Below are 23,942 nucleotides of genomic sequence, written 5' to 3' on the forward strand. Positions count from 1 at the left end.
CTGTCCGTCATGGCCGACGCGATGAAACGCGACGCGCGGACTGGCAGCCGGATCGGCCGCAAGGCTGTTGTCATTGCCCGTAAGTCTTTGGATGCACGGGCTTTTTGAAGGTGGGGGGCCTAGCCGCCCCTCAGACGTGAACCGCGATGACGCGCGCGACAAAGACGATAGACGGCGTGGGGTGCCCAATGGGCATTCTGCCGTCACGCCTGACGCGAACGCCCGCCCGAACAAGACGCCTCCCCCCGTATCAATGCCCCTCTGGTCCGCCAGAGGGTTTGATGCGTTTCAGGCGCAATGGAATGATATGGCTAAGAAAATGCTTATTGATGCCACCCATCCCGAGGAAACTCGGGTTGTGGTGGTCGACGGAAACAAGGTCGAGGAATTTGACTTTGAAACGGTCAACAAACGTCAGCTCGCCGGCAACATCTATCTTGCCAAGATAACGCGGGTTGAACCGTCGCTTCAGGCGGCGTTCGTCGATTACGGCGGCAACCGGCACGGATTTCTGGCATTTGCCGAAATTCATCCCGATTATTACCAGATCCCGGTCGCTGACCGCAAAGCGCTGATCGAAGAAGAACGCGCCTATGCCCGCGCCGAGGAAGAAGAAGAAAACCGCCGCTCGCGCCGCCGCGCGCCGCGCCCCAAACCCGCTGCCGAAGAGGCAAAGGCACAGGATGCCGTGACCTCCGGCCCGGCGGGCATGGATGTGGTTGACCTCGACGACGAGCAGGACAGCGACGCAACACCCGTCACCGAAGCCGCAGGTCATGACCATGACGGCCACGGGCATGACCACGATCACGGCTCCGAAAACGGGTCTGACAACGGCAATGGCGAAACGCCGTACCGCGCCATGGACCACGCCTCCGAGACCGATGACGAGATCGAATCGATCGCAGAAGAGGACGTGTCGGAAGAAATCAGCCAGCCGCGCAAACCCCGCGCGCGCCGCTACAAAATCCAGGAAGTGATCAAGGTCCGCCAGATCATGCTGGTGCAGGTGGTCAAGGAAGAACGCGGCAACAAGGGTGCGGCGCTGACCACCTATCTGAGCCTCGCCGGTCGTTACTGCGTGCTCATGCCCAACACCGCGCGCGGCGGCGGCATCAGCCGCAAGATCACCAACGCGCCTGACCGCAAGAAACTCAAGGAAATCGCGAGCGAGATCGAAGTGCCGGAAGGCGCTGGCCTGATCATCCGCACCGCGGGCGCCAAGCGCACCAAGGCCGAAATCAAGCGCGATTATGAATACCTGATGCGGCTGTGGGAACAGATCCGCGAGCTGACGCTGAAATCCATCGCCCCCGCCCCGATCTATGAAGAGGGCAATCTGATCAAACGCTCGATCCGCGATCTGTATAACCGCGAGATCGACGAGGTTCTGGTCGAGGGTGCCGAAGGTTTCCGCGTCGCCAAAGACTTCATGCGCATGATCATGCCAAGCCACGCCCGCGCGGTGCAGCTGTATCAGGACCCGACCCCGTTGTTCGCCCGCTATCAGGTCGAAGGCTATCTGGGCGGCATGTTCAACCCGACCGTGCAGCTGAAATCCGGTGGCTACATCGTCATTGGCATCACCGAGGCGCTGGTCGCCATCGACGTGAACTCAGGCCGCGCGACGAAAGAAGGCTCCATCGAGGATACCGCGCTGAAAACCAACCTGGAGGCCGCCGAAGAGGTGGCCCGCCAGCTGCGTCTGCGCGACCTTGCCGGTCTAATCGTCATCGACTTCATCGACATGGAAGAGCGTCGCAACAACGCCGCCGTCGAGAAGAAGCTGAAAGACAAGCTGAAAACCGACCGCGCCCGCATTCAGGTCGGCCGCATCTCGGGCTTTGGCCTGATGGAAATGAGCCGCCAGCGCCTGCGCCCCGGCATGCTCGAATCCACCACCCAGCCCTGCCCGCATTGCCACGGCACCGGGCTGATCCGCTCGGACGATTCCATGGCGCTGCAGGTTCTGCGCGCGCTGGAAGAAGAGGGCACGCGCAAGCGGTCCAAAGAGGTGTTGCTCAAGGCTCCGGTCGGGATCATCAACTATCTGATCAACCAGAAGCGCGAACACATCGCCCTGATCGAGGCCCGCTACGGCATGTCCGTGCGGATGGAGGCCGATCCGTCGATGATCAGCCCCGATTACACCATCGAAAAGTTCAAGACCGCGCTGCGCGTGGTGCCTGAACCGGGTGCGGTGATCTCGGGCAACTCCAGCCTGATGGGCGCGCCGGTGGCCGAGGACGAAGACGAAGATCTGCCGATCGAGGATGATGTCGAAGACGAGGCCGAAGCAGAGGCCGAGCCGGAGGCAGAAGCGGAAGCCAAGGCCGAAGCCACCGTCGATCCGCGTCAGGCCGACGGCAACGGCAAGAAGAAGCGCCGTCGGCGTCGTCGCCGCAAAGGCGCAGGCCCCAACGGCACCGATGCCGAAGGCAATGGCACCTCGGATGACGGCGACAGCGAAGGTGATGACGGCGACGACAGCGATGACGCTGTGGCAGAGGCTGCCCCGCAGGCGGCTGAACCCGCAGCAGCCGTCGCCGCAGAGCCGGTCGCTGAGGACACCCCGGCCCCCGAAGCCGAGGCTCCGAAAAAGCGCACCCGGACCCGCAAGCCAAAGGCGACCCCGGCAGAGGCAGAGACCCCAGCCGCAGCGGCACCCGCAGCGGCAGAGCCTGCCGCCGAGGCTGCACCAGACGCGGCTGAAGCGCCCAAAAAGCGCAGCCGGACCCGCAAGCCAAAGGTGACAGAGGCTGCGGTAGCAGAGGTTGCGGTGACAGAAGCCGGGGCTCCAGAGCCGGTGGCAGAGGCAGCACAACCCGCGCCAACGCCGGAACCTGTGGCCGCGCCAGCAGCAGAAGCCACCCCTGCCCCGCAACCCGAGGCGGTCGCAAAACCCGCTCCGGCGTTGCAACCGGCCCCGTCGGACGAACCGGCCGCCCCCCAGACCGGGCTCGCGGTCGATCCCGGCCTTGACGCCGCACCGGAGCCAGAGGCCGAAGACGGCACTGCCAAGCCCAAGCGCAAGGGCTGGTGGTCACTGGGCCGCTAAGGCACACGTCAGACCATTGGGGGGCGGCAGATCACTCTGCCGCCCCCGTCCATTTGCCGCGATGTTTCACGATGACCACGCGCATGTGACACCCCGCCCCCGTGACGCGCCCGGCGGACCAAGCTATCACTGGGCCAAAGGGGACAGACAGCCATGTTCGGAATAGACCTGATCGACGCGGCGCTCTTGCCCGCCATGCTGATCGCACTGGCCGCAGGGGTGTTGTCGTTCCTTTCCCCCTGCGTCCTGCCCATCGTGCCGCCTTACCTTGCCTATATGGGCGGTATCTCCATGGGCGACATGCGCGACAATGCCACCGCCCGCCGCCGGGTGATCATCCCCGCGCTGTTCTTTGTCATGGGATTGTCTACCGTTTTCCTGCTGCTGGGCTTCACCGCCTCGATCTTCGGGGCGTTCTTTCTGCAGAATCAGGTGCTGTTCTCCCGCATTTCCGGCGTGGTGGTTATCATCTTCGGCCTGCATTTCCTCGGCGTCTTCCGCATTCCGCTGCTGGACCGTGAGGCGCGGCTGGATGCGGGTGACCGGGGCGGCACGGCGTTTGGCGCCTATGTCCTCGGCCTCGCCTTTGCCTTTGGCTGGACCCCCTGCATCGGCCCGCAACTGGGTGCGATCCTGTCGCTGGCCGCACAAGAGGGCTCGGTCCAACGCGGCACCATGCTGCTGGCGGTCTATGCGCTTGGCCTTGGCCTGCCGTTCCTGCTGGCCGCGCTGTTTGTCGAACGCTCACTCGGCCTGATGCAGCGGCTGAAGCCGCATATGAGGGCGATTGAACGGGTGATGGGCATCCTGTTGCTGGTCGTCGGCCTTGCGCTGGTCACCGGGGCTTTCACCGATTTCAGCTGGTGGCTGCTGGAAACCTTTGACCGCTTTGGTATTCCGCTGCTGGGCTGAGCGCTTTCCCCTTAATTCTGCCCGAAATGCCCCCTAGACTTGCGGCGCAGGAGGGGCGGATGGCCAGACTTGAACCGATAAAGACCGACACCATGGCGCAGGGCACAAAGCCCTTTCGCCGTCGTGTGTTCTATATCCCCGGCTATGACCCCATCCACCCGCGCCGCTACCGCGAGCTGTATCGCAAGGAATCCGCCGATCAGGCCGCGATTTCCGGCTATGACATCACCTTGCAGCCCAAAACCACCAAAGGCCCCTATGGCTGGCGCGTGCAGGGCACGGTCAATGGACACAAGGCGCAGGCGGAGATCGAGGTGCTGGTCTGGTCAGATATCGTGCGTGACAGCATGTCAAACTCGATTCCCGCCACCTATGCGCAACTGGTGCGTACCGCATGGGCCTATATCGGCTCGGGCGCTTTGTTCCGGCTGATGCGGCTGCGCAAGGGGCCGGTGATTGCGGCGCTCTACCCCATCGTGTTTCTGCTGGGGCAACTGGCGCTTGCCTGCGCCGTCGGCTGGGGCTTTGGTCGTCTGGTCGCGGCCGTTACCCACCCGGCGCTGATCGCCGTCGGCCTGATCCCCATCCCGTTCATCCTGCGCTGGTTCAAGGCACGCGATAACAAGGTCTTTGCCTATTACCTGATGCACGACTACGCCTTTTCTGCCCGCTGGAACGGGGCCAACCCGCCCGCGCTGGAGGCGCGGATGGCCGAATTTGCGACAATCATCCGCGCCGCTCTCGACACCGAATGCGATGAGGTGCTGGTGGTCGGCCATTCCTCGGGCGCGCATCTGGGCGTGTCGATACTGTCGGATATGATCCGAGCGGGCCTGCCCGCTGGCCACCCGCCGCTGGCCTTCCTCAGCTTGGGGCAAGTGGTGCCGATGGTCAGCTTCCTGCCCGGTGCCACCCGCCTGCGCGGCGATCTGGCCTATCTGTCGGTGCGTGATGAGCTGACATGGGTTGATGTCACCGCCCCCGGCGACGGCTGCGCCTTTGCGCTCTGCGATCCGGTGGCTGTGACAGGTGTGGCCCCACCGGGCCAACGCTGGCCGCTGGTGCTGTCTGCTGCGTTCACCCAAACCCTGTCGCCCGAGCGCTGGAAGGCACTGCGTTGGCGGTTTTTCCGGCTGCATTTCCAGTATCTCTGCGCCTTCGACCGCCCCGGCGATTACGACTATTTCCAGATCACCGCCGGGCCGCAAACCCTCGCCGCGCGCTACGCCAGCCGCGCCCCGTCAAAAAGCCGTATCCTCTCCCCCGTCAACCGCTATACCTCCACGGCATGATCCCGCCCAAACCAACACCCCGCCCCGACCGCGTTTCGCTCTGGCGCTATCTGCGGCTGTTCCGGCACGACATCCTGTCGGCACAACCCGCGCGGCTCTACCGGGCATGGATGGCCGAATTCCGCACGCCGTTCTTTCGCAGCTACATGTGCAATGACCCGAAACTCATTGATCTGGTGCTGAAATCCCGCCCCGATGATTTCCCCAAATCCAACCGCATCCGCGAAGGTCTGAACCCGCTGCTTGGCAATTCGGTGTTTGTGACGAATGGTGAGATCTGGAAACGCCAGCGCCGCATCATCGACCCCGCCTTTGAGGGCGGCCGGTTGCGCGACACCTTCCCGGCAATGTGGCAGGCAGCAGAAGCCGCCACCGCCCGCCTGCACGCAGGCGAGGTGGAGGTTGAGGAGGAGATGAGCCACGCCGCCGCCGATGTGATCTTCCGCACGCTGTTCTCGATCCCGATCGAGCACCAGACCGCACAGGCGGTGTTCCACGAGTTCCGCGCCTATCAACGCACCCAGCCAATCCTGAACCTTGCCGCCTTTCTGCCGCTGCCGCGCTGGTTTCCGCGCCTGCACCGCCGCGCCACCCTGCGCTCAGCGGCAAAGATCCGCGCGCTGATCACCGATATGACCACCGCCCGCGCGGCAGAGATTGCCGCTGGCACCGCCCCTGATGATCTGGCGACCAAGATCATGCTGACCGCCGATCCGCAGACCGGCCAGACCTTCAACACCGAGGAAATGGTCGATCAGGTCGCCATCTTCTTCCTCGCCGGGCATGAAACCAGCGCCTCCGCCCTCGCTTGGGCGCTCTACCTGCTCGCCACCCACCCCGAGGCTCAGGCGCGCGTTGCGACCGAGGCGGCCAGCCTGCCAGACGCGCCCGATTTCGCGGCCATGTCGCGTCTGAAATTCACCCGCGACGTATTCCGCGAAACCCTGCGGCTTTACCCACCCGTGCCGATGATGGTGCGTGAAAACGCCTGCCCAGAAACCCTGCGAGACCGCGCCGTCGCGCCCGGCGCGCAGATCGTGCTGTCGCCCTGGCATCTGCACCGGCACGAACGGCTCTGGACCAACCCTGACGGCTTTGATCCCGACCGCTGGTCGCGCGAAGACAACAAGACCTGCGCCCGCGACGCCTATCTGCCGTTCTCGGCCGGCCCGCGCGTCTGCACCGGCGCAGGTTTTGCCATGGTCGAAGGCCCGCTGTTGCTGGCCCACCTGCTGCGCCGCTGGCAGGTCGACGCCATCGCAGACGATATCCCCGTCCCCGTCGCCCACCTCACCGTGCGCGCCGCAAACGGCATCCGCCTGCGCCTGACAAAGCGCACGGCCTGATCTTCATTTTCTGTCTAAAAATATCCTCGGGGGGTTCGGGGGGCAGACAGCCCCCCGGGCAACACCTCAACCCGTGCGCGGTCAGAGAATCTCGACGCGGTAGGATTCGATCACGGTATTGGCCAGCAGCTTGTCGCACATGGCCTTCACATCGGCCTCGGCCTTGGCCGCATCCGTTTCGGCCAGATCCAGCTCGATGACCTTGCCCTGACGCACGCCCTCGACGCCCGCAAAGCCCAGCGTGCCAAGCGCATGGCGCACAGCCTCGCCCTGCACATCCAGAACGCCGTTCTTCAACATGACGGTGACGCGGGCTTTCATGGCAATTCCTCGATTGCTGACCAGATTTGGCCCCTCCCTTACCGCCCCCTCCCCGTCGGAGCAAGGGGGCGTGCAGAGATCACCAGACGCAAACCCGCCCGGCGTTGCGCCGGGCCCAGCTAATTGATCAGCGTCGGCTTTGGCGAATGGGTGACATTGGTGGGCAAAACGCCCAGCCGCCGCGCCAGTTCGGTATAGACATCCGCCATCGGCCCCGGTTCGGCCACCGGCTGCCCGTCGCCACGGTCAATCACCGGGCGCATGTCCCACAACCGGCAATTGTCGGGGCTGATCTCGTCGGCGATGATCAGGCGCATGTAATCGCCCTCCCAGACCCGGCCGACCTCGATACGGAAATCGGCCAGCCGCACGCCCACGCCCATCATCACGCCCGACAGGAAATCGTTGACCCGCAGCGCCAGCGCCACCACATCATCCAGATCCTGCTGGCTGGCCCAGCCAAAGGCCACGATATGCTCTTCAGCGACCATCGGCGACGACAGCCGGTCGTCCTTGTAGTAATATTCCACGATCGGGCGCGGCAGCGCCGTGCCCTCGGGAATCCCCAGCTTGGTCGACAATTCGCCTGCGGCAAAGTTGCGCACCACCACTTCCAGCGGCAGGATCTCGGCCATCCGCACCAGTTGCTCGCGCATGTTCAGCCGTTTGATGAAATGCGTCGGCACCCCGATGCTGTTCAGCCCGGTCATGAAGAATTCCGACAGCCGGTTGTTCAGCACGCCTTTGCCTTCGGTGCCCTTGGCCTCGCTGGTCACCGGAGCCTCGGATGAGATGCCTTCATCCTTGAAATACTGGATCAGCGTGCCGGGTTCCGGACCGTCATAGAGGATCTTCGTCTTGCCCTCATAGACCTTCTTACGCCGTGCCATGAACTCTCCGCGACAAATGCAGGCAGGGGCGGTGAAGCACCGCCCTAGCTGACTTTCTCTGGCCTATACGTGAAGCCCGGCCCCACCGCAAGCCAGAGCCCCCAACCTTGCGCCCGCCAAAGCCATGATTAAAAATCGCAGGGAAAACCCGCAGCGGCAGGCCGGGCCTGCGCCCATCCGCCTCTTGCAGTGACGCGGCGGGAAGGGCATATCAAAGACAGCACAAGTTCAACCAAGGGGCCGCCCATGACCACCTTCGACGACCGCGAAAATGCCTTTGAAAACAAGTTTGCTCATGACGCAGAAATGCAGTTCCGCGCCGAAGCCCGCCGCAACAAGCTGGTCGGTCTGTGGGCCGCAGGGTTGATGGGCGAGTCGGGCGATGACGCCACCGCCTATGCGATGACCGTGGTCGAGGCCGATTTCGAAGAGGCCGGGATCGAAGATGTCGTGCGCAAACTGACCGCCGATCTGGCCGGAAAAGCCAGCGATCAGGAAATCCGGGCCAAGATGGCCGAAATGCTGATCGCTGCCAAAGCCCAGTTGATGACCGAAATCTGATCCAGCTCCGGCGGACCTTCGCCGCAAACCGGCTCAGGCCGCCCTCCGGGGCGGCTTTTGCATGTGCGGCCCGCAGGAATTGGATTTGCCACCGGCCCCCGCTTCTGGCATTCCGGTCTCAACCCTTTCAAGCCGAGGCCCCGATGTCGCAAGATGCCCTCTCCAAGCTGCTTTCCACCCGCGACTGGCTGATGGCCGATGGCGCGACCGGGACCAACCTGTTCAACATGGGCCTGTCCTCGGGCGAGCCGCCGGAGTTCTGGAACATCGACCAGCCCGACAACATCCGCGCGCTCTATCGCGGCGCGGTCGACTCCGGATCGGACATCTTTCTCACCAACACCTTCGGCGGCAATGCCAGCCGGTTAAAACTGCATCAGGCGCAGGACCGCGTGCATGAGCTGAACCGTGTGGGTGCGGCGCTGGGGCGTGAGATTGCCGATGCGTCGGGCCGTACAGTCGTCGTCGCAGGCTCGGTCGGCCCGACCGGAGAGATTTTCGAGCCGATGGGCACGCTGACCCATGCGCTTGCAGTCGAGATGTTCCACGAACAGGCCGAAGGGCTGAAAGCGGGCGGGGCCGATGTGCTGTGGATCGAAACCATCTCTGCGCCCGAAGAGTACAAGGCCGCCGCCGAGGCCGCCGCATTGGCTGGCATGCCCTGGTGTGGCACCATGAGCTTTGACACGGCGGGCCGCACCATGATGGGCACCACCTCGGCTGCGATGGCTGAAATGGTGGAGAAACTGGCCAACCCGCCGCTGGCCTTTGGTGCCAATTGCGGGGTCGGCGCCTCTGACCTGATGCGCACCGTGCTGGGCTTTGTCACCACCGGCAGCGAACGCCCCATCATCGCCAAGGGCAATGCCGGGATTCCGAAATATCACGACGGCCACATCCATTACGATGGCACGCCGGAATTGATGGGCGAATATGCCGTGCTGGCGCGCGATGCCGGGGTGCGCATCATCGGCGGCTGCTGCGGCACCATGCCCGAGCATCTGAAGGCGATGCGCAAGGCGCTTGAAAACACGCCAAAGGGCCCGCGCCCGACGCTGGAGGACATCTCGGCCAAGCTCGGCGGGTTCTCTTCGGCCTCGGACGGCACCGGCGACACCTCGAACGACCCAAAGCGCGAGCGCCGGAACCGCCGGGGCTGAAACCGTTTTTCTGCGAAAAACCGGCAGGCACGATCTTTCTGCGAAAGATCACGTCCCGCAAGGTTTTCGCAGAAAACCTGTTCTTCCGGATTTTCGCAGAAAATCCGTCGCGGTCAGAACAGCGCCAACTGATCCCCCGCCCGTGGTGGCGGCCTGAACAGATCACAGCGCAGCGACGGCATTTTCTGATTCAGCCCCAGCCGCGCCACCGCCTTGTCAAAGCGTTGTGCGATCAGGTCGGCCCAAATCCCCTCGCCGCGCATCCGCCTTCCCCATTGCGCGTCATAATCCTTGCCGCCGTGCATCTCGCGCACCCGCGCCATCACCTTGGCCGCCCGGTCCGGCGCATGATGCGACAGCCAGTCCTGAAACAGCGGCGACACCTCGCGCGGCAGGCGCAGCGCGATCCAGCTGGCCGCCTGCGCCCCTGCATCGCGGCAGGCGCTCAGGATCTGCTCCAGCTCCGGGTCGGTCAGGCTCGGAATGACCGGCGCCACCATCGCGCGCACCGGAATCCCCGCCTCTGACAGCCGCCGGATCATCGCCAGCCGCCGCGCCGGTGCAGGCGCGCGCGGCTCCAGCCGTCGTGACAGATCCGGGTCCAGCGAGGTCACCGAAATCCCCACCCGCACCAGCCCCAGTGCCGCCATCGGGGCCAGAATGTCGATGTCGCGCTCGATCAGCGTGCCCTTGGTGGTGATCGCAACCGGATGGTTGAACTCCGCCAGCACCTCCAGCACCTGCCGCATCAGCCGATGCTCGGTCTCGCAGGGCTGGTAAGGGTCGGTATTGGTGCCCAAAGCCACCGTCGCCACCCGGTAGGCTTTCGCGCGCAATTCCCCTGCCAGCACCCCGGCAATCCCCGGTCGGGCGATCAGCCTGGTTTCGAAATCCAGCCCCGGCGACAGGTTCAGATAGGCATGGCTGGGCCGGGCAAAGCAATAGACACAGCCATGCTCACAGCCCCGGTACGGGTTCACCGAGCGGTCAAACGGCAGATCGGGCGAGCGGTTGTAGCTCAGCGCCGAGCGGGGCCGCTCCACCCTGATCTCGGTGCGCAAAAGCCGCTCGTCTTCCGCGATGTCCCAACCGTCATCGACCCGCACCCGGACCTGCGACTCAAACCGCCCCGCCGCATTCGACGCTACCCCGCGCGCCCGGATCCGCTGGCCGGCCATGAGTGTGGGATCAGGATCAGACATGGGCACAACCATGAACGTATAGTGAACACACTTCAAGCCCTCTCCGCTCTGTCGGCTTTCAATCCGGGCATGTCGTAAACCGGAAAGTCGCAAAACCGATTTGGCCCCATGCAGACGGCAAGACCTTTCGCCGCAGGAGCGCACCCCATGGCCGATGACGAAATCATCCTCGCTGATCTTTCGGATGACGAACTTGTGCTGCAGATGCACGACGACCTTTACGACGGCCTGAAAGAAGAGATCGAGGATGGCGTGAACATCCTGATCGGTCGTGGCTGGACCCCCTATGACGTGCTGACCAAGGCACTGGTGGCGGGCATGACCATCGTGGGCAACGACTTCCGCGACGGCATCCTGTTCGTGCCGGAAGTGCTCTTGTCTGCAAATGCGATGAAATCAGGCATGTTCATCCTCAAGCCGCTGCTGGTGGAAACCGGAGCGCCGCGCATGGGCAAGATGGTGATCGGCACGGTCAAGGGCGACATCCACGACATCGGCAAGAACCTGGTTGCCATGATGATGGAAGGTGCCGGGTTCGAAGTGCTGGATCTGGGCATCAACAACTCGGTCGAGAAGTATCTGGACGCGCTGGAGGCCGAAAAGCCTGATATCCTCGGCATGTCCGCGCTGCTGACCACCACCATGCCCTATATGAAGGTCGTGATCGACACGATGAAGGAAAAGGGCCTGCGCGACGACTATATCGTTCTGGTCGGCGGCGCGCCGCTGAATGAGGAATTTGGCAGAGCCATCGGCGCAGACGCCTATTGCCGCGATGCAGCCGTTGCGGTGGAAACCGCCAAGGCCTGGGTCGCGCGCAAGCACAACCAGCTCAGCGCCTGATCCTGCACTCCGCCACCAAGGCCCCGGCGTCGCTGACGACCGGGGCTTTTTTGTTGGATTTGGGGCTTCACATTTCTGCCACGAACGACCACATTCGACTCAGGAAAAGGAGTATTCCATGCCCCTCCCCCTGTTTCTGGCGATGCTGGCCTTTGTGATCACCGCGGCAGGCGCGACCATCGCCCTTGCCGTCTGGGTGCAGGTGCCGATGCTGGCGCTCGCCCTCGCCGCCCTTGCCGGCAGTCTGATGCTGGGCTTGCGCCAGTGGCGCTGACGCCACCCGATGATGCGACCCTGACCACCACCGGCCTGCCCCTCAGCGGCCCCTCGTCCACAGCGGACCGGGTTCTGCTGATCGCCTGCGGTGCCCTCGCGCATGAAATTCTGGCGCTGAAACAGCAAAACCACTGGTCGCATCTCGATCTGCAATGCCTGCCCGCCAACCTGCACCTCTGGCCCGACCGGATTCCGGCGGCGGTGGAGCAGGCGGTGGCGGCACACCGCGCCGCCTATGACCAGATCTTCATCGTCTACGCCGATTGCGGCACCGGCGGCCTGCTTCAGGCCAAATGCGCCGAGCTGGGGGTGCAGATGGTCGAGGGCCCGCACTGCTACAGCTTTTTTGAGGGCAACGCCGCCTTTGCCGCCAAAGCCGAAGACGAGTTCACCGCCTTCTACCTCACCGATTTTCTGGTGCGCCAGTTCGATGCCTTTGTCTGGCGGCCCATGGGACTGGACCGCCACCCCGAGCTGCGCGACATCTATTTCGGCAATTACACCAAACTGGTCTATCAGGCCCAAACCAACGACCCCGCGCTCGACGCAAAGGCCGCCAACTGCGCCGCCCGGCTGAACCTCGCCTATGAACGGCGCTTTACCGGCTATGGCGACCTTGCCACCGCGTTGACACAGGTTGCAGCCGCTCGCGCCGCCCCCTAACCTGCGGCTCTGTCCGGAGGTTGCCGTGACCCCCGGTAAACTGGTGCTGCCATGACCCAAGCCTCTGATTTTCCCCGCGCCTTTGCCACCGCTTTCAGCGCCCAGAATGCCGAGGCCATCGCCGCCCTGTTTGCCGAGGATGGCAGCTTTCACGCCCTGACCGGCCATTGGGCCGAAGGCCGCAGCACCATCGCCAAGGGGATGCAGCAGGAATTTGCCGGCCTGTCGCGCATGGCCCGGCTGGTCACCGGCAAAACCGCGCTGCGCCCGCTTGGTCCGGGGGCTGCGGTGCTGCATCAGCGCTTTGTCGTCACCGGCCTGCGCGATGCGAGTGGCGCGGAACTGCCGCGCATCGGCGCTCTGCTCACCGCGGTTCTGGTGGCCAAAGGCGAGGGCTGGCTCGCCCTGACCGCCACCTTCGCCATGGTCGAAGGCTGACCCCGGCCCCGGAAATCCTCGCCCCTGCATTGCTGCTTTGAAAATACTCCCGCGCGGAGCGCTCTTTCTTTTCGGTCGATCATCGCGACCAGCGCAACAAAGCGCCCGCCCCCGCCCTACCCCAAGAGCGCCCGTGCCGCGTCACGCGCGGCGTCGCTGACGGTATCGCCCGACAGCATCCGCGCGATCTCTTCGACCCGCTCCGCAGCCGACAGCGCATAGACAGTCGATAGCGTCTGCCCGGCCTCGACCCGCTTTTCCACCCGCCAGTGATGCGCGCCCAGGGCCGCGACCTGCGGGCTGTGCGTGACCACCAGCACCTGTGCGGTGTCCGACAACAGCTTCAGCCGCCGCCCCACGGCATCGGCGGTGGCCCCGCCCACGCCCCGGTCGATTTCGTCAAAGATCATCGTCAGCCCTTCGGCCTGCGCGGTCAGGCAGACCTTCAGCGCCAGCAGAAACCGGCTCAACTCGCCGCCCGAGGCGATCTTGTTCAGGGCCCCCGAGGGCGCGCCCGGGTTGGTGGCCACGGTAAAGGTCACGTCATCCGCGCCGTCGGGCCCGTCTTCGCCGCGCGAGACGGCGGTGACAAACACCGCGCGTTCCATCTTGAGCGGGGCCAGTTCCGCCGCCATCGCCCGGTCCAGCCGCGCCGCCGCCTCGCGCCGCGCCGCGGTCAGCCGTGCAGCCTCGGCGCGCCAGGCCGCCTCGGATTCGGTGACCGCCTGCTGCAAGGCCCCAATCCCGGCCTCGCCACTGTCCAGCGCCTGCAACCGCGCCCGCAGATCGGCCGCAAAGCCGCCCAGATCATCGGGCATCACCCCATGCTTGCGCGCCAGTGCCCGGATCGCGAACAACCGCTCTTCCGCCGCTTCCAGATCGCCGGGGTTCACGTCCAGACCGGCCAGACAGGTCTCCACCCCGGCCTGCGCATCCGACAGCTCGATCAGGGCCCGCCCGATTGCCGCCAGCGGCGCCTCCAGCGCGCCCTCGGCCTTGTCGGCAGCCCCTTCCAGCCAGCGGGTCGCATCGCGCAAGGCGGCCTCTGCCCCGTCCTCTGACAACATCTGCAAGGCACGGGCGACATCAGCGCGAATGCGCTCTGCCCCCTGCATCGCACGTCTGCGCGCGTCCAGCGCCGCCTCTTCGCCCGGCTCGGGGGCCAGCTTGTCCAGCTCGGCCACCGCATGGCGCAGATAGTCTTCTTCCGCCCGCGCCGCCGTCAGCACCGCCTCGGCCCCGGCCAGCGCGCTGCGCGCCACCCGTGCCGCCGCCCAGGCCCGGCGCGAGGCTGTCAGGTCCAGCCCGGCAAACGTGTCCAACAGCGCCCGGTGCCCGCGCGGGTTCAGCAGCCCCCGGTCGTCATGCTGGCCATGCAGTTCCACCAGCACCTCGGACAAGGCGCGCAGCACTTCGCCCGACACCCGGCGGTCGTTGACGAAAGCCGTCTTGCGGCCATCGGCCGTGTTCACCCGGCGCAGGATCAGGTCATCCTCGGCCTCGATCCCGGCCTCTTCCAGCACGCTGCGCGCCGCATGGCCGGGGGGCAGATCAAACACCGCCGTCACCTCGCCCTGCGTGGCCCCGGCCCGCACCAGCTCGGCCCGGCCCCGCCAGCCCAGCACAAACCCCAGCGCATCGAGCAATATCGACTTGCCCGCGCCGGTTTCGCCGGTCAGCACATTGAGACCGGCCCCCAGATCAAGGGTCAGCCGGTCAATGATCAACACATCGCGGATATCAAGCGAACGGAGCATAGGTCATCCCGTAGGGTGCGTGCGGGCACGCACCGCTCTTACAGCCACTCGCCCTTGATCATCTGACGATACACCTGGCTCAGCCAGCTGTCGCCCTGCGCCTCTGGCGCCAGACCCCGGCCTTTCAGCAGACGGAAGCTGTCGTCATAAAACGGCGAGGATTGATAGTTGTAGCCCAGAATGGCCGCTGCCGTCTGCGCTTCGGCATTCAGGCCCAGCCCCAGATACCCCTCGACCAGCCGGTGCAGCGCCTCGGCGGTGTGGGTGGTGGTCTGAAAGTCCTGTACCACGGTGCGGAACCGGTTGATCGCAGCGGTATAGTTGCGCCGTTTCAGGTAATAGCGCCCGATTTCCATTTCCTTGCCAGCCAGATGGTCAAAGGCCAGCTCGAATTTCAGCATGGCAGAGCGGGCATAGTCGCTGTCGGGATATTGTTCGATCACCTGACGCATGCTTTGCAACGCCTGAAAGGTCAGACCCTGATCGCGGCCAACTTCGTCAATCTGGTCATAATAGGACAGCGCCATCAGGTAAGACGCATAGGGCGCATCATCATCGCCGGGATAGGTATCAAGAAAGCGCTGCGCGGTCGAGCGCGCCTCTTCGTATTCCTTGGCCTTGTGCTGGCTGAAGGCCTGCATGATCAGCGACCGCTTGGCCCATTCCGAATAGGGATAAAGCCGTTCCACTTCCTGGAAATAGCGGATCGCGTCCTTGGGTTTGGACCCGGTTTCCAGCTCCAGCTCGCCCTGTTTGTAAATCTCTTCGGCTGTGTAGCTGTCCAGCGACCGCTCTTGCGTGCGCGCACCACAAGCCGAGAGAATCGACAGAACGAGCGCGATGCTCAGCCATTTCGCGCCCGATTTTCCGACTGCCATCGTCTGCCTATCCATCAAACCACCCGGAACGCACGCTGTCTGCGGCGCGGTTTCCGCCCTGTTGCAGACCTCCTAGCACAGAAAAATCCGCTGCGCAAAACGCCTTTGCGCCTAAGATCACAACCCTGTCAGGCCGTTGCGGGAAGGTCGCTGCGATGCACACCCATACCGGGCAATTTTCCCACGGTCAGAGCGCTGCATTCCATCATCCGCCATGCGGTCAGATCGGCGAACAACGCCACCAGCAGGCGGTTGGTCAGCGCATGGCCCGCGCGGATGCCGGTATAACGGCCCAAAATCGGCCCGCCCGCCAGATACAGATCGCCCATCGCGTCCAGCATCTTGTGGCGCACCGGCTCATCTTCGTGGCGCAAGCCGCCCGGGGACAACACACGGTCGCCCTCGAACACCACGGCATTGTCAAGCGTACCGCCCAAGGCAAGCCCACGGGCGCGCATCGCATCGACATCGGCCTGACGGCAAAAGGTGCGGCTGTCGGCCAATTCGCGGACAAAAGCGCCGTTGGACAGGTTCAGATGCTTGGCCTGAAACCCGATGGCCGCTTCGTCGAATTGAATGGAAAAGTCAATCTCCAGCATATCCGCCGGGTCCAGACGGGCCACCGCCTCGCCCTCACGGACCTCGACCGGTTTGATCACGCGGATCGCCCGCACCGGGGCGGATTGTTCGATCAGCCCCTTGGCCAGAAAGCCATCGACGAAGGCGACGGCAGAGCCATCCAGGATCGGCACTTCCGGTCCGTCAATTTCGATCACGGCGTTATGAATGGCACAGCCCGCAAGGGCCGCCATCACATGCTCGATCGTCGACACCTCGACCCCATCGGCATTGCGGATCAGCGTGCACAGACGCGACGGCACCACCTGATCCCAGCGCGCGGCAATCATCTGATCACCCGAGGTCACATCGACGCGCTTGAACCAGATGCCGTAATCTGCCGAAGCAGGCCGCACCACCATGCGCACGGGCGCGCCGGAGTGCAAACCCCGACCTTCAAACACCACAGCGGATTTCAGCGTATTCTGCAAAGTCAGACCCCTGGTCGTCGTATAAAGTTAACCTGCTCACAACGCCGCACGGGCGGCAAAAGTTGCGACAGTGTTCCGTGACATTGAATTAAGGATTTATGACGCCAAAGCCAACTCACGGTTTATGTCGGTTCGTGACAGAAAGAATGGGCCGTAAATATATGATTTAAAACAAGAAAGCCCGCACACAGTGCGGGCTTTCCGATATTTGTTACAATCGTTTCTCAGTTCGCCTGACGGCGCAGAAACGCGGGGATCTCGATCCGCTCCTGATCGGCGCTCAGTTCCGGCTCGTCGTCATAAGACGTGACCGGCGGTTGCTGGCGGCCGGGGGCCGGACGCTCGGATGCCGCCTGCTCATGGCCACCACCCGCCATGCGGTTGATTAGCGAGCCGATGCCAAAGCGCGGGCGCGCCTGCTCGGCTGCCTTTTGCGCGGCGGCAGGTTGCGGTGCGGCTGCGGCCGGGCGCGGGGCAGCGCCCTGCCCCGGACCGCGCGACACGGCAGCCTGCAACCGGGCCAAAGCCTCGGGCGACGGGGTGCCAGCGGCGCGCGGGCGCGGTGCGACAAAGGCCGCCGCGTCGTCATGCATCGGCACGCCACGCGACGGCGCGGCAGCAGCAGGCTGCGGGCGATAGGCCGGAGCCGGCAGCTCGTCGCTGTGCTCTTCGGCATAAGGCGCGCGGGCGGCGACAGCGTCAAACAGCTGCTGCTGTTGCGGAGCCGGAGCATGCTGCACCGGCTGCGGCGCGGGTTGCGGCGCAGGCGTCATGGCAACCTGCTGCACCGAAAACGCGGGCTGCTGTGCCGGGGCCTCAGCCGCCGGAGCGGTCAGGTGCGACGGCAGCGGGGCTGCCATCGACCGGCGCGCCACCGGGGTTTCAGCCTTGGCCACAGCCACGTCGATGCCGGTTGCCACGACCGACACGCGCAGCATACCTTCCATGCTGGTATCCAGCGTGGAGCCGACGATGATGTTCGCGTCCGGATCGACCTTTTCGCGGATGATGTTCGCGGCCTCGTCCAGTTCGAACAGGGTCAGATCGTAACCGCCGGTGATGTTGATCAGCACGCCCTTGGCGCCGTTCAGGCTGATCTCGTCCAGCAGCGGGTTGGCAATCGCCTTCTCTGCCGCCTGAACCGCGCGATCTTCGCCCGACGCTTCGCCGGTGCCCATCATCGCCTTGCCCATCTCGTCCATCACCGCACGCACGTCGGCAAAGTCGAGGTTGATCAGGCCGGGGCGCACCATCAGATCGGTCACGCCCTTGACGCCCTGATACAGCACGTCATCGGCCATGGCGAAGGCTTCGGTAAAGGTGGTGCGTTCATTGGCCAGACGGAACAGGTTCTGGTTCGGGATGATGATCAGCGTATCAACAACCTTTTGCAGCGCCTCGATGCCGTCTTCGGCCTGCTTCATCCGCTTGGCACCTTCGAACTGAAAGGGCTTGGTCACAACACCGACGGTCAGCACGCCCAGCTCCCGCGCGGCCTGCGCGATGATCGGGGCCGCCCCGGTGCCGGTGCCGCCGCCCATACCAGCGGTGATAAAGCACATATGCGCGCCCGCCAGATGATCGACGATTTCCTCAATGGTCTCTTCCGCTGCGGCAGCACCCACGGTCGGGCGGGCCCCTGCCCCCAGACCCTCGGTCGCCTTGATCCCCATCTGGATCTTGGACGTCGCCTTGGATTGCTGCAGGGCCTGTGCATCGGTATTGGCCACGACGAACTCTACCCCTTCAAGGTTTTGTTCGATCATGTTGTTGACCGCGTTACCGCCTGCACCGCCGACACCAAACACGGTGATCCGGGGCTTCAGCTCTTCGCGCTGCGCGTTCACGATGAAGTTGAGTGCCATTGCCTATCCGCCTGTCTTTTTGTTGTGCCGCCAGTGGTCGTCTTGCCGCCGCGTCTGATGTCTGGATCGGGGTTACGCGCCTGTCCCGGGCGCGTTTGCCCTCGAATTACCCCCTAGAATATCCACATGCCTGCCAGTCGTCACTCAAAAAAGCACCCAGACCCCACAAAATATGGGGTTTGTTGCATCTATTTCAGCGGGATTTCGCCACTCGCGCAGGATATTGGGGTCACCAGTTGTCTTTGAACCATTTCACCACCCGCTTGAGGGACCGTGCCGGATAGCGCTCGGCCGGAATTTCGAAATCCCACCACTCATCCTGCGGATGGGCCGCGAACAGACACAGGCCCACCGTCGATGAAAATGCGGCCCCCGTCGCCGCCTGTGGCAACCCCTGCACCCGCAGCGGGCGGCCAAGACGCACCCGCTGACCCAAGATGCGGCTCGCCAATCCGTCCAGTCCGGGGATCTGGCTTGCTCCCCCGGTCAGCACGATCTGCTGGCTGGGCAGGCTGTCAAAACCCGCCGCATCCAAACGCGCCCGCACCTCTTCCAGAATTTCCTCGACCCGTGGCCGCATGATGCCGATCAGCTCGGCCCGGCTGACCTGGCGGCGGTCTTTTTCCCAGTCGCCAGAGTCGCCGCCGACCTCGATCATCTCGCGGTCATCCATGCCGGTCGCCTGCACGCCGCCATGTTTGGTCTTGATCCGCTCGGCCACCGCCATCGGCACCATCAGCCCCTTGGAGATGTCGCTGGTCACATGATCGCCGCCCATCCGCACCGCATCGGCAAAGATCATGTGCTTTTTCATGAAGACCGAAATCCCGGTCGAACCGCCGCCCATTTCGATGCAGGCCGCCCCCAGCTCCTGCTCATCCTCGACCAGCGCCGAGATGCCCGAGACATAGGCCGAAGACGCCATCCCCGCCAGTTCCAGATCACAGCGCTGAATACAGTGCAGGATGTTCTGCACCACGTTGCCGTCAATCGACAGCAAGTGCATGTCGGTCGCCAGCCGGTTGCCGATCTGCCCGCGCGGATCGCCAAGGCCGGACCGGTGATCCAGCGCAAAGTTCACCGGCTGCGCATGCAGCACTTCGCGGTCCTGTCCGATATCAGGCATGTCACAGGCCGACAGCACGCGGGCCACGTCCTGTTCGGTCACCACCGAGTCTTCCAGATCAATCTCACCGGCCAGACCATAGCTGCGTGGCTCTGCCCCCGAGAAACAGGCGATCACATGATCCACCCGCACATTGGCCATCTTCTGCGCCGCCTGCACCGCAGTGCGCACCGCGCGCTCGGTTTCTGCCATCACCGCGATCTCGCCAAAGCGCACCCCGCGCGACCGCGTGGTGGCCGCCCCGATCACCCGGAACGACGACTGCCCGGCCATTGGCCCCACGGTATCGTCGCCAAAGCTGTCCACCCCGTCAAAGCGCAGGATCAGACAGGCGATCTTCGACGTGCCGATGTCCAGAATGGCAATAACGCCGCGTTGCATGGCGGCGCGGCGCATGTTCCGCATGGCGCGCTGCGCCTGATAGAGGTCGGTCATAGCTGGCTCCCGCTGGTGTCGATGCCCTGTGATTGCCGCAACTGGTTCAGCGCATAGGGCGCCAGACGCAGCACGGGGCGATGGTCGGTTCTCAGGTCCACGGTCAGAATATCGCGCCCGAGCAGATCGCCCGCCTGATGCAGGGCGATCAGCCGTTCGATGGCGGCAATCGGTTTGTCTGCCGGCAGCAGAATGCGTTGATTGCGGTCCAGAACCACATCCCAGCGCCGCTCTCCCACCCGCACCAGCCCGCGCACGCGCGGCGAGATCGGGGCGGCAGCGGCCAGCAAGGCCAGCGCTTCGGGCGTGGCACTGTCTGCCGCATCCCCGGCGACGACCGGCAGATCGGGCCGGTCACTGCGCGCGCCAAGGCTCGCCACGCGGTGCCCGGTCGCATCCAGCATCTCGATCCCGTCTGCCGTGCGCCACAACAGCGCCGGTTCGCGTTCGGTAATCGCCACCTCCAGCACCCCGCCCGAGCGCACGATCAGATCGGCGCGCGCAATCGCGTCCAGCTCCTGAATCCGCGCCCGCGCGGCGGCAAGGTCGATCTCAAACGACGATTTCGGCAGCTTCAGATCCAGCTTGGCCCGCACCACATCGGCCAGTTCAGGCGAGGCCCCGACCACCGAGACCAGACCCACCATGAACTCGGGCCGGTTCTGGAACTGGGTGCGGATTTCCGAAACCCCCCCCGCAATCGCGTCGCGGCGGTCCTCATCGGCCAGAATGATCCCGACCACCGAGGCCAGTACAAAGGTCGGCACGCCCACGCGGAACATCACGCGGAACAGCGGCGTCAGCCACAGCCGCTGCATCCGGTAGGCCCACCGCGAGGGCGCCGGATCGCGGCGCAGCGGAATGGCGGCCAAAGGCGGCGGCTGACGGCGGGGCGCGCTCAGCGGTTGCATGACGCATCCTCCACGATCCAGGCGCAAAGCTGCGGGAACGGCATCCCCATATGCGCCGCCTGTTCTGGTGACAGCGAAGTGGGCGTCATCCCGGGCTGGGTATTGGTTTCCAGCAGGATCAGCCCATCCAGCCCCTTGGTCTCGTCCCAGCGCATATCAGTCCGGCTCAGCCCCCGGCACCCCAACGCCCGATGCGCGCGCAGGGCATAGTCCAGACAAGCCGCCTCGATCTCGGCCGGAATATTGGCCGGAACTTCATGGCGGCTGCCACCGGGTTTGTATTTGGCATCATAATCATACCAGCCGTCGGTCAGGATATCGGTCACGCACAGCGCCCGGTCGTCCATCACCGAAATCGAAAACTCGCGGCCCGGCGCATAGGCCTCGACCATCACCTGTTCCGGCATTGCCGCCGCCAGACGCGGCGCATTGCTGCCCGGATGCACGATATACACCCCGACTGACGAGCCTTCGTTGTTCGGCTTGACCACATAGGGCGGCGGCAGCACATGCCCCGCCTCGACCGCATCGCGCGACACGATCACCGACTCCGCCACCGGCAGACCCGCAGCGCGGTAGACATCCTTGGTCCGCTGCTTGTCCATCGCCAGCGAAGACGCCAGCACGCCAGAATGCGTGTAAGGAATCCGCAACCATTCCAGCAGACCCTGAACACAGCCGTCTTCGCCCCAGCGGCCATGCAGGGCGTTGAACACGACGTCAGGTTTGATTTCACTCAGCCGTGCGGGCAGGTCCGGGCCAGCATCGACCTCAACCACGTCATATCCCGCCTCGCGCAGCGCAAGCCCACAGGCTTTGCCTGTGGACAAGGAAACCTCCCGCTCAGCGGATGGCCCACCCATGATAACCGCCACGCGGGACACCTTGCCAGATGTACCCGCCATTTACTGCCTCTCGGGTCACATTTCGGACCCTTATTCTTGTTATTTTGCGGCCAGTTGGCTGTTACGCTTCGCCGATCCGCATGATTTCCCACTCTAACGTGATCCCGCTGGTTTGGAAAACCTTTTTTCGCACCTCTTCGCCCAGATTTTCCAGATCAGCGGCAGTTGCGCCACCGGCGTTGATCAGGAAGTTCGAGTGCATCCGGCTCATCTGCGCACCGCCAAGCGTCGCACCGCGCATTCCGGCGTCATCAATGACTTTCCAGGCCTTCAGCTCATGGCTGTCATCCGCCCGCCCGGTCGAAGAATGCCCGACCGGATTACGAAAAGTTGATCCGGCGCTGCGCTCTTTGGTCGGCTGGCTGGCGTCACGTTTGGCAAGCTGCTCCTCCATCCGCTGCTGCAACGCTGCCGGATCCCCGGCAGGCGCGCGGAACGTCGCACTCACCACCACTGCCCCTTCGGGCAGGTCCGATTGCCGGTAGCGCAACTTCAGCGCAGCGGCGGGCAGCACCTCCACCCGGCCCTCCCGCGTGACGATCCGCACCTCTTGCAGCACATCGGCGACATAAGAGCCATAGCACCCGGCGTTCATGCGCACCGCGCCGCCGATACTGCCCGGAATGGTGCGCAGAAAGGTCAGGTCCAGCCCCGCTTCCGCCGCGCGGCGTGCCACATGCGCATCCAGCGCCGCCGCCCCCGCCGTCACCCGGTCGCCGTCAATTGCAATGCCATTAAAGCCACGACCCAACCGGATCACCACCGCCCGCAACCCGCCATCGCGCACGATCAGGTTCGACCCGACGCCTATCGGGAACACCGCCACATCGCCGGGCAAGTCCGCCAGAAATGCCGCCAGATCCGACTCATCCGCAGGCTGGAACAGCCAGTCCGCAGGCCCGCCGACGCGCAGCCAGGTCAGATCCGCCAGGGGTCGATTGGGAGTCAGGGTGCCGCGGGGGGTGGGAAGGGTCTGGGTCATCCCTCTAGCTACCCGCGCCCTGGCCCCAATGACAAGACCCGGCACATATGAAAACGGGCGCAGCAATGTGCTGCGCCCGCCTCGGGCCGTAGATACAATCAGACTCACAGATACACAGTCAGCCTTTCGCGTTAGTGCGCCTTACAGCCAGTAAGGGGCCACACCATAGTATTCGTGGCTGCGCTGCTGCCAGTCGCGGTTTTCACGCCAGCTTGCGTCCTGTTTCGGCGCATTCTCAAGCTGCTCTTTGGTCAGGTCAGTGACATAGCCTTCACGCGCCGTGTCGTAGTTCAGCTTGCCGAACGGGATGGCGTGGTGATCGCTGCCAATTCCCAGAAAGCCGCCGAATTCCAGCACGCCATACACGGCTTTACCCGAAGACGTGTCGATCATCACATCGTCAATATGGCCCAGCTCATCCCCAGCCGGGCTATAAACGCGGGTGCCCTGAATGGTTTTGCCAGAAATCAATGAATTTCCGGCCGCACGGGTCGACGTGGTGTCAGCATAGGTTTGGGTTTGCATCGCAAGTCCTCCTTTTACGCAGACGCGGCCAAGGGTGGCCATCTGTCTGCCAGATGCTAGGTAAACAACCGAACCGCTCAGAGGTTCCAGCTTTCCTGTGCTTTCCCCGAAGTCAGGGTCATTCTTCCCATTCAAAGACAAATCACCCGGTTTCCCCGGAACCCCTCCGCACAACGCGGCGTTGTCGTTGAAGATAAATTCAAAAGTACAATCAGAAGCAAAGGAGAAAGCCATGGCCTTCCCATACTTGCGTTCCACCGTTGTTCCGCTTGCCGTCGGTTGCTTTGCCGGTGTCGCCGTCATCGCCGGCCTGACTGCAGGGCTGTACGGCTGGCAGCTCTTTGCCGTTGCAGGCATCATCGGCCTTGCCGGGGGCATTCCCTTCGGGTTGTGGAGCACCCGGCGCATGCGCGCCACCACGCCACTTCCGCGCCCAGAAAGCCCGACGATGGACCCCAGCGCCTCGATTCGCGAAGTTGACCCGCGCCGCGCCGAACCCTACCCCCCGGCCCCGGATCAGGGGCGGGCATAACGCAAAACCGGCGGA

Annotated in this window: 23 protein-coding genes; 11 read left to right on the plus strand and 12 right to left on the minus strand. The window is 64.2% G+C overall.

All coding sequences use genetic code 11. The features are described 5' to 3' along the window. The first annotated feature begins 307 nt into the window (after positions 1-307). The 4 genes from D1012_RS13165 to D1012_RS13180 all read left to right on the plus strand — a co-directional run bounded on the left by D1012_RS13165 (position 308) and on the right by D1012_RS13180 (position 6,608). Positions 308-3,058, plus strand: a complete 2,751-nt coding sequence (locus tag D1012_RS13165) for an Rne/Rng family ribonuclease (RefSeq protein ID WP_118152967.1) — start codon at positions 308-310, stop codon at positions 3,056-3,058. Between the two features lie 153 nt (positions 3,059-3,211). Continuing rightward, complete coding sequence (locus tag D1012_RS13170) at positions 3,212-3,970, plus strand: cytochrome c biogenesis CcdA family protein (protein WP_118152969.1); 759 nt, start codon at positions 3,212-3,214, stop codon at positions 3,968-3,970. Positions 3,971-4,029: 59 nt separating this feature from the next. Next, positions 4,030-5,262 (plus strand): hypothetical protein, encoded by a 1,233-nt coding sequence (locus tag D1012_RS13175; protein ID WP_233517119.1) that lies wholly within the window; start codon positions 4,030-4,032, stop codon positions 5,260-5,262. Then, the gene (locus D1012_RS13180) at positions 5,259-6,608 is read left to right on the plus strand and encodes a cytochrome P450 (RefSeq protein WP_118152971.1); all 1,350 of its coding nucleotides are present in this window, start codon (positions 5,259-5,261) and stop codon (positions 6,606-6,608) included. The genes D1012_RS13175 and D1012_RS13180 overlap by 4 nt, the downstream gene beginning before the upstream one ends. A gap of 81 nt (positions 6,609-6,689) precedes the next feature. Here D1012_RS13180 and purS read toward each other — a convergent pair whose 3' ends face one another. Both purS and D1012_RS13190 read right to left on the minus strand, forming a co-directional pair. Next, positions 6,690-6,929, minus strand: coding sequence for a phosphoribosylformylglycinamidine synthase subunit PurS (purS, locus tag D1012_RS13185; protein ID WP_118152973.1), 240 nt, complete (start codon positions 6,927-6,929; stop codon positions 6,690-6,692). Positions 6,930-7,048: 119 nt separating this feature from the next. Continuing rightward, the gene (locus D1012_RS13190) at positions 7,049-7,819 is read right to left on the minus strand and encodes a phosphoribosylaminoimidazolesuccinocarboxamide synthase (RefSeq protein WP_118152975.1); all 771 of its coding nucleotides are present in this window, start codon (positions 7,817-7,819) and stop codon (positions 7,049-7,051) included. Positions 7,820-8,065: 246 nt separating this feature from the next. Here D1012_RS13190 and D1012_RS13195 point away from each other — a divergent pair, with 246 nt between their 5' ends. Both D1012_RS13195 and bmt read left to right on the plus strand, forming a co-directional pair. Further along, on the plus strand, positions 8,066-8,380 hold the full coding sequence (locus D1012_RS13195; RefSeq protein WP_118153338.1) for a DUF1476 domain-containing protein: 315 nt from the start codon (positions 8,066-8,068) through the stop codon (positions 8,378-8,380). Positions 8,381-8,523: 143 nt separating this feature from the next. Then, complete coding sequence (gene bmt, locus D1012_RS13200; RefSeq protein WP_118152977.1) at positions 8,524-9,540, plus strand: betaine--homocysteine S-methyltransferase; 1,017 nt, start codon at positions 8,524-8,526, stop codon at positions 9,538-9,540. A 113-nt stretch (positions 9,541-9,653) separates the two neighbouring features. Here bmt and D1012_RS13205 read toward each other — a convergent pair whose 3' ends face one another. Beyond that, positions 9,654-10,742, minus strand: a complete 1,089-nt coding sequence (locus tag D1012_RS13205; protein WP_118153341.1) for a PA0069 family radical SAM protein — start codon at positions 10,740-10,742, stop codon at positions 9,654-9,656. Positions 10,743-10,889: 147 nt separating this feature from the next. On the opposite strand from D1012_RS13205, the gene D1012_RS13210 reads away from it, so the two are divergent. The 4 genes from D1012_RS13210 (at position 10,890) to D1012_RS13220 (ending at position 12,962) form a co-directional block, all read left to right on the plus strand. Further along, positions 10,890-11,585, plus strand: coding sequence for a corrinoid protein (locus D1012_RS13210; RefSeq protein WP_118152979.1), 696 nt, complete (start codon positions 10,890-10,892; stop codon positions 11,583-11,585). Positions 11,586-11,703: 118 nt separating this feature from the next. Continuing rightward, entirely contained in the window at positions 11,704-11,859 is a 156-nt protein-coding gene (locus tag D1012_RS22815) for a hypothetical protein (RefSeq protein ID WP_199489499.1), read from the plus strand. Next, a complete protein-coding gene (locus D1012_RS13215; protein ID WP_199489506.1) occupies positions 11,856-12,524 on the plus strand; it encodes a DUF1638 domain-containing protein in 669 nt (222 codons plus the stop codon). The genes D1012_RS22815 and D1012_RS13215 overlap by 4 nt, the downstream gene beginning before the upstream one ends. Positions 12,525-12,575: 51 nt before the next feature. Then, entirely contained in the window at positions 12,576-12,962 is a 387-nt protein-coding gene (locus D1012_RS13220; RefSeq protein WP_118152981.1) for an SgcJ/EcaC family oxidoreductase, read from the plus strand. 116 nt (positions 12,963-13,078) lie between these two features. Here D1012_RS13220 and recN read toward each other — a convergent pair whose 3' ends face one another. The 9 genes from recN to D1012_RS13265 all read right to left on the minus strand — a co-directional run bounded on the left by recN (position 13,079) and on the right by D1012_RS13265 (position 23,395). After that, the gene (recN, locus tag D1012_RS13225) at positions 13,079-14,719 is read right to left on the minus strand and encodes a DNA repair protein RecN (RefSeq protein ID WP_118152983.1); all 1,641 of its coding nucleotides are present in this window, start codon (positions 14,717-14,719) and stop codon (positions 13,079-13,081) included. 38 nt (positions 14,720-14,757) lie between these two features. Then, complete coding sequence (locus tag D1012_RS13230; RefSeq protein WP_118152985.1) at positions 14,758-15,597, minus strand: outer membrane protein assembly factor BamD; 840 nt, start codon at positions 15,595-15,597, stop codon at positions 14,758-14,760. A 128-nt stretch (positions 15,598-15,725) separates the two neighbouring features. After that, on the minus strand, positions 15,726-16,646 hold the full coding sequence (gene lpxC, locus D1012_RS13235) for a UDP-3-O-acyl-N-acetylglucosamine deacetylase (RefSeq protein ID WP_118152987.1): 921 nt from the start codon (positions 16,644-16,646) through the stop codon (positions 15,726-15,728). Positions 16,647-16,870: 224 nt separating this feature from the next. Then, complete coding sequence (gene ftsZ, locus D1012_RS13240; RefSeq protein WP_118152989.1) at positions 16,871-18,511, minus strand: cell division protein FtsZ; 1,641 nt, start codon at positions 18,509-18,511, stop codon at positions 16,871-16,873. A 229-nt stretch (positions 18,512-18,740) separates the two neighbouring features. Further along, positions 18,741-20,072: a cell division protein FtsA gene (gene ftsA, locus D1012_RS13245; RefSeq protein ID WP_118152991.1), complete on the minus strand. Its 1,332-nt coding sequence runs from the start codon at positions 20,070-20,072 to the stop codon at positions 18,741-18,743. Further along, positions 20,069-20,983, minus strand: a complete 915-nt coding sequence (locus D1012_RS13250; protein ID WP_118152993.1) for a cell division protein FtsQ/DivIB — start codon at positions 20,981-20,983, stop codon at positions 20,069-20,071. Before D1012_RS13250 ends, ftsA begins: the two co-directional genes overlap by 4 nt. Continuing rightward, positions 20,971-21,888 carry a D-alanine--D-alanine ligase gene (locus D1012_RS13255; protein ID WP_118152995.1) on the minus strand — a complete coding sequence of 306 codons (918 nt, stop codon included), beginning with the start codon at positions 21,886-21,888 and terminating at the stop codon, positions 20,971-20,973. The genes D1012_RS13250 and D1012_RS13255 overlap by 13 nt, the downstream gene beginning before the upstream one ends. Before the next feature lie 61 nt (positions 21,889-21,949). After that, positions 21,950-22,870: a UDP-N-acetylmuramate dehydrogenase gene (gene murB / locus D1012_RS13260; protein WP_118152997.1), complete on the minus strand. Its 921-nt coding sequence runs from the start codon at positions 22,868-22,870 to the stop codon at positions 21,950-21,952. Between the two features lie 141 nt (positions 22,871-23,011). Beyond that, positions 23,012-23,395 carry a PRC-barrel domain-containing protein gene (locus tag D1012_RS13265; protein ID WP_118152999.1) on the minus strand — a complete coding sequence of 128 codons (384 nt, stop codon included), beginning with the start codon at positions 23,393-23,395 and terminating at the stop codon, positions 23,012-23,014. A gap of 232 nt (positions 23,396-23,627) precedes the next feature. Between D1012_RS13265 and D1012_RS22820 the strand changes: the two genes are divergently transcribed. After that, on the plus strand, positions 23,628-23,927 hold the full coding sequence (locus D1012_RS22820; protein ID WP_199489500.1) for a hypothetical protein: 300 nt from the start codon (positions 23,628-23,630) through the stop codon (positions 23,925-23,927). Positions 23,928-23,942 lie beyond the last annotated feature (15 nt).

Source organism: Pseudotabrizicola alkalilacus (genome assembly GCF_003443995.1).
Taxonomy (GTDB): domain Bacteria; phylum Pseudomonadota; class Alphaproteobacteria; order Rhodobacterales; family Rhodobacteraceae; genus Pseudotabrizicola; species Pseudotabrizicola alkalilacus.

What these genes read in the sequence shown, in the direction of transcription:
- D1012_RS13165 (WP_118152967.1), top strand. Translation starts at nt 308, where the DNA reads ATGGCTAAGAAAATGCTTATTGATGCCACCCATCCCGAGGAAACTCGG.
- D1012_RS13170 (WP_118152969.1), top strand. Translation starts at nt 3,212, where the DNA reads ATGTTCGGAATAGACCTGATCGACGCGGCGCTCTTGCCCGCCATGCTG.
- D1012_RS13175 (WP_233517119.1), top strand. Translation starts at nt 4,030, where the DNA reads ATGGCCAGACTTGAACCGATAAAGACCGACACCATGGCGCAGGGCACA.
- D1012_RS13180 (WP_118152971.1), top strand. Translation starts at nt 5,259, where the DNA reads ATGATCCCGCCCAAACCAACACCCCGCCCCGACCGCGTTTCGCTCTGG.
- purS (WP_118152973.1), bottom strand. Translation starts at nt 6,929, where the DNA reads ATGAAAGCCCGCGTCACCGTCATGTTGAAGAACGGCGTTCTGGATGTG.
- D1012_RS13190 (WP_118152975.1), bottom strand. Translation starts at nt 7,819, where the DNA reads ATGGCACGGCGTAAGAAGGTCTATGAGGGCAAGACGAAGATCCTCTAT.
- D1012_RS13195 (WP_118153338.1), top strand. Translation starts at nt 8,066, where the DNA reads ATGACCACCTTCGACGACCGCGAAAATGCCTTTGAAAACAAGTTTGCT.
- bmt (WP_118152977.1), top strand. Translation starts at nt 8,524, where the DNA reads ATGTCGCAAGATGCCCTCTCCAAGCTGCTTTCCACCCGCGACTGGCTG.
- D1012_RS13205 (WP_118153341.1), bottom strand. Translation starts at nt 10,742, where the DNA reads ATGTCTGATCCTGATCCCACACTCATGGCCGGCCAGCGGATCCGGGCG.
- D1012_RS13210 (WP_118152979.1), top strand. Translation starts at nt 10,890, where the DNA reads ATGGCCGATGACGAAATCATCCTCGCTGATCTTTCGGATGACGAACTT.
- D1012_RS22815 (WP_199489499.1), top strand. Translation starts at nt 11,704, where the DNA reads ATGCCCCTCCCCCTGTTTCTGGCGATGCTGGCCTTTGTGATCACCGCG.
- D1012_RS13220 (WP_118152981.1), top strand. Translation starts at nt 12,576, where the DNA reads ATGACCCAAGCCTCTGATTTTCCCCGCGCCTTTGCCACCGCTTTCAGC.
- recN (WP_118152983.1), bottom strand. Translation starts at nt 14,719, where the DNA reads ATGCTCCGTTCGCTTGATATCCGCGATGTGTTGATCATTGACCGGCTG.
- D1012_RS13230 (WP_118152985.1), bottom strand. Translation starts at nt 15,597, where the DNA reads ATGGCAGTCGGAAAATCGGGCGCGAAATGGCTGAGCATCGCGCTCGTT.
- ftsZ (WP_118152989.1), bottom strand. Translation starts at nt 18,511, where the DNA reads ATGGCACTCAACTTCATCGTGAACGCGCAGCGCGAAGAGCTGAAGCCC.
- ftsA (WP_118152991.1), bottom strand. Translation starts at nt 20,072, where the DNA reads ATGACCGACCTCTATCAGGCGCAGCGCGCCATGCGGAACATGCGCCGC.
- D1012_RS13250 (WP_118152993.1), bottom strand. Translation starts at nt 20,983, where the DNA reads ATGCAACCGCTGAGCGCGCCCCGCCGTCAGCCGCCGCCTTTGGCCGCC.
- D1012_RS13255 (WP_118152995.1), bottom strand. Translation starts at nt 21,888, where the DNA reads ATGGCGGGTACATCTGGCAAGGTGTCCCGCGTGGCGGTTATCATGGGT.
- murB (WP_118152997.1), bottom strand. Translation starts at nt 22,870, where the DNA reads ATGACCCAGACCCTTCCCACCCCCCGCGGCACCCTGACTCCCAATCGA.
- D1012_RS13265 (WP_118152999.1), bottom strand. Translation starts at nt 23,395, where the DNA reads ATGCAAACCCAAACCTATGCTGACACCACGTCGACCCGTGCGGCCGGA.
- D1012_RS22820 (WP_199489500.1), top strand. Translation starts at nt 23,628, where the DNA reads ATGGCCTTCCCATACTTGCGTTCCACCGTTGTTCCGCTTGCCGTCGGT.